The 3,714-nt window shown below is 44.3% G+C and carries 3 protein-coding genes and 1 other RNA gene; 3 read left to right on the top strand and 1 reads right to left on the bottom strand.

Annotation, left to right across the window (positions count from 1 at the left end; genetic code table 11):
• Window positions 1-129: 129 nt before the first annotated feature.
• A complete protein-coding gene (locus tag AACQ17_RS07590; protein WP_094146837.1) occupies window positions 130-432 on the bottom strand; it encodes an MGMT family protein in 303 nt (100 codons plus the stop codon).
• A gap of 69 nt (window positions 433-501) precedes the next feature.
• Between AACQ17_RS07590 and AACQ17_RS07585 the strand changes: the two genes are divergently transcribed.
• The 3 genes from AACQ17_RS07585 to ffs all read left to right on the top strand — a co-directional run bounded on the left by AACQ17_RS07585 (window position 502) and on the right by ffs (window position 3,677).
• The gene (locus AACQ17_RS07585) at window positions 502-1,245 is read left to right on the top strand and encodes a hypothetical protein (RefSeq protein ID WP_017045285.1); all 744 of its coding nucleotides are present in this window, start codon (window positions 502-504) and stop codon (window positions 1,243-1,245) included.
• A gap of 83 nt (window positions 1,246-1,328) precedes the next feature.
• Window positions 1,329-3,407, top strand: coding sequence for a GGDEF domain-containing protein (locus AACQ17_RS07580; protein ID WP_094146838.1), 2,079 nt, complete (start codon window positions 1,329-1,331; stop codon window positions 3,405-3,407).
• Window positions 3,408-3,580: 173 nt separating this feature from the next.
• An RNA gene (ffs, locus tag AACQ17_RS07575) (signal recognition particle sRNA small type) lies at window positions 3,581-3,677 on the top strand.
• Window positions 3,678-3,714: the final 37 nt, after the last annotated feature.

Below are 3,714 nucleotides of genomic sequence, written 5' to 3'. Positions count from 1 at the left end.
GTGTTAAACAGTAGTAAAAACAGAAGCAATAAAATAGACGCAATACTATAAAAAACAGTAAAACAAGAAATAGTAAAGCAGCCCTTTCCCGTGCTAGATAAGCGGGAAAGGCGCTTGACCGAAAGGGGCTTAGGGGCGCCACTGGTATAATCGAAGTTTTATTTTGCCATGCTCGTTCACTTCGACGCCTTCGGCGATCAATTTCTGTCGTTGACGTAATAAATCCTCTCCTTTTAGCGAAATCTCTCCTTTGCTGTTGATCACACGAAACCAAGGTAATCGGCTGTTTTTAGGTAGGTTACCTAATGCTTTTCCAACATGTCGTGCGTAGCCGGGGTAGCCAGCTAAGCGAGCAATTTCCCCATAGGTTGTCACTTTTCCTGGGGGAATTTGATGTATAACTGCAAAAATCTGCGCTAAAAATTGGTTCATGCTGACAATTCGTCCATACTAGCAGTGTCCTAGTTCGATAGTTACCAAGGAACGGTATAAGGAGAGGGCATGCTATTTTCTACCTTTCAATTTTTAATCACAACCTTGTTGGCTGTGGTTTGTGCAAGAGCCATAGGTTTAAGCGAAGGGGACATCCCCGTGCTGGCCATCGTGATCCCTGCGCTGTGGATTTTACCGCAAGGGGGCGTCGCGGGTGTGTTGTTATTGGCTGCAATGACCGCTTATGGTTTCACTTTATCTTATCAGCCAATCGCTCTTTCTGTCAGTGTTTGGGTGTTGCTGCCTTTGTTGACGGTGGCCTTTTCTAAACGCAGTAGCATGGGCGTTATCTTAGTGAGCACGTTGATCGTATTGACGTTGCAAGTCGGTATCATCGTTACTCAATCGGCTGGGAAATTAGGCGGTACAGGCTGGCTGACTGTTATTCAGACTCTTTCTGTTATCGTTGTTTGGTGGTCGGTTGCGCACTGGAAACCATCCAATAAGCACCGTTGGTGGGCGTTAGGGTTACTGCTACCGCTATGGATGGCCGATTTCTCGTATGCGGTGTTAGTTGCGTTAAGCATTACTGGCATTATGGCGTCGATGGAAAGTTTAACCCAATCCAAACCAGTCGCGGTGAATTGGAATGGTTTGTTATGCTGGACACTTCCAACGGTAGGCTTTGCAAGCTTAGTCGTCTCGCCCACAAGTGACGTACCAAACCCCGTATTCGTGGTTTGGATCTGTTTGCTGGCTACCGCTTGGATGACTGATTATCTACTCAAGAGCACCGAAGAGAATACCGAATGACCAGAACACAACTGAATGTAGATTAGAGCATGTTGTGGGTGAAGTTGTGACTTCATTCTTATGCATATATAGAGCATTAGTATATGATGCTCACCTCTCATTACAATAATATAAACGTCATGGTTCGTGCATTTCGGCTAATAGGTCTTTTATGGCTAGCAACGGCGGCACACAGCGTCATCAGTGCTCCCATAATCAACGCTAAAACATATCGAGTAGCGACAGAAGCGGACGATGTTGTCACGCGTATTTTGTTTGATGCCATTGCTTACCAATTTCGCCTTGAGATTGACTATGTTAATTACCCCAGCTTTGATGCGATCTTGACCGCTATCGAACAAGGGGAGAGCGATTTTGCAGCCAATGTGACTTACACCGAACAGCGTGCTCAACGCTTTGATTTCTCTAGTCCTACCAATATTGAATACACCTATGCATTTAGCCACAGCAACGTACAGTTAACCGATCTGGCGAGGGTCGGGGTTCCCAAAGGAACGATTTATGGTGAGCTGATTGCCGCTTATTTTCCTCATATTATACAGATTGAGTATGATGGTGCTCGGCGTGCCAAAGAACTTTTAAGCACGGCTGAAGTCGATGTGGTCGTAGACGCGATTAATCAATTAAAGCCGATGTTGATGGCAGGGCTCGATGCTCAATTGCTTAATGACCAACTGCCTATTCAGCCGGTTGCCATTATTACGCCAAAAGGGCACAACACTTTATTACTCAACAAAATTCAAGAATATGTACACTCAGCGTCGGTACAAAAACTGCTTAGAGAATCAGTACAAAAATACCAATTTGATATCCGCAAGCAGGCGTTGCGTCAATCAGTCATCGATAGTGGCTTAAACGTGCAGCGACCGTTAAAAGTAAAATTGGAGAACATCAGCCAATTTGCTCAGTATCAGCACGATGGTAAAGTGAAAGGAATAAACGCGGACATTGTTTTTAAAGCATGTGACATTCTGTTGCTCAAATGCGAACTGGCCAGCCAGCCAGCCAGCCAGCCAGACGAAACGTGGGAGAGTATGTATGCCGATTTGGTCAATAAACGCATTGATATCCTAGTACCAGTTACCGTCTCTCAACAACGAAAATCCGACGTTTATTTTAGTGACACGTATTACCAGCCTGAAGCCGTCTTGATTAAGCGTGAAAATTACAAAGACAATGTTTACAGCAATGTGTCGGAATTAATTGTTGAGCGCATCGGCGTGATTAAAGAAGATTTCTTTGAAGAGCTGTTAGGAAAAATGCTGCCCAATAAAGTGCTACATGTTTATAAAACTCAAAATGAATTGGTCAAAGCCTTGCTCGGTAAGGAGGTCGATTACATCGTTCTAAACCGTGCCAACTTTAACCAAATATTGCGCGAAGCGGATAACTTATTGCCGTTGGAGGAAGATCTATTTATCGGCAGTTTTTACTCGTCTGAGATTGCAATGGGCTTTCCCAAAAATAGCATGGGCGCTTCGCTGGCTCCTTTATTTACTCGTGCTATTAAGATGATTGATACGCAGAAAATCATCAACACCTATGATTATCAACCGAATTGGCGAGCAACGTTAGCGGCCGAGAAAACTTTTTCACGCCACACTCAATGGCTGTTTACGTTGGTATTTGGCTTCTTGTTAGTGGTCGCTTTCTATCTACACTCACAATCTGTTACCGATAATTTAACCAAGCTGCGTAATCGCCGAGCTTTATATCGCCGTTATTCGAGAGGCTTAAACAGCGATCTAACCTTGATTTATTTAGATGTGAATAACTTTAAGCCGATAAACGATAACTATGGTCATGAAGTGGGGGATGAGGTATTGAAAGCACTTGCCAGCCGCATCGATTCTATTTGGCGTGGTCGTAGTTACCGAATCGGGGGTGATGAGTTTATCCTGATTGGGCAATATAGTGATGAGAAGCTTGAGCCTGTGTTAATGCAGTTAGAGTCCTTTACCTACAGCGATTCTGCTCGAAATTTAAACATAAAAGTCAATGTGGCGATTGGTGTGTCGAATTACAGAGATCATTTCATGAGCCTGGAAGAAGTATTGCACCAAACTGATATTGCCATGTACCAAAGTAAGCACCACGGTAGCGGCCAACGAGATAATACAAAGCCTCTTCTCAAGATAATCAGAAGTTCAAACAAGAGCTAAAATAGTTCACCTATTTTATTGAGTAGAAGAGAAAACAGAAGATTTGTTCAAATGGTGTTCACTTAAAACAAAAAGCTTCCATCCATTGGGATTTCGGCTTGCAATCATTACTATGATGCTTGATAATCGCCGCACTCTTTGGCTAGCAAGCCAAGAAAACAAATCAATGGAGGCTCTGGTCCTCCCGCAACACTAACTTGTGAACTCGGTCAGGCCCGGAAGGGAGCAGCCGCAGCAGGCGACGTGTGTGCCGGGATGTGGCTGGGGCCTCCACCCTTTTTGTCGCTGACAAACTTTATCCGTACAC

This window comes from Vibrio sp. V10_P2A27P122, from assembly GCF_963874335.1.
In the GTDB taxonomy this organism is placed as follows: domain Bacteria; phylum Pseudomonadota; class Gammaproteobacteria; order Enterobacterales; family Vibrionaceae; genus Vibrio; species Vibrio anguillarum.
This window is presented reverse-complemented; position numbering and strand designations above follow the sequence as displayed.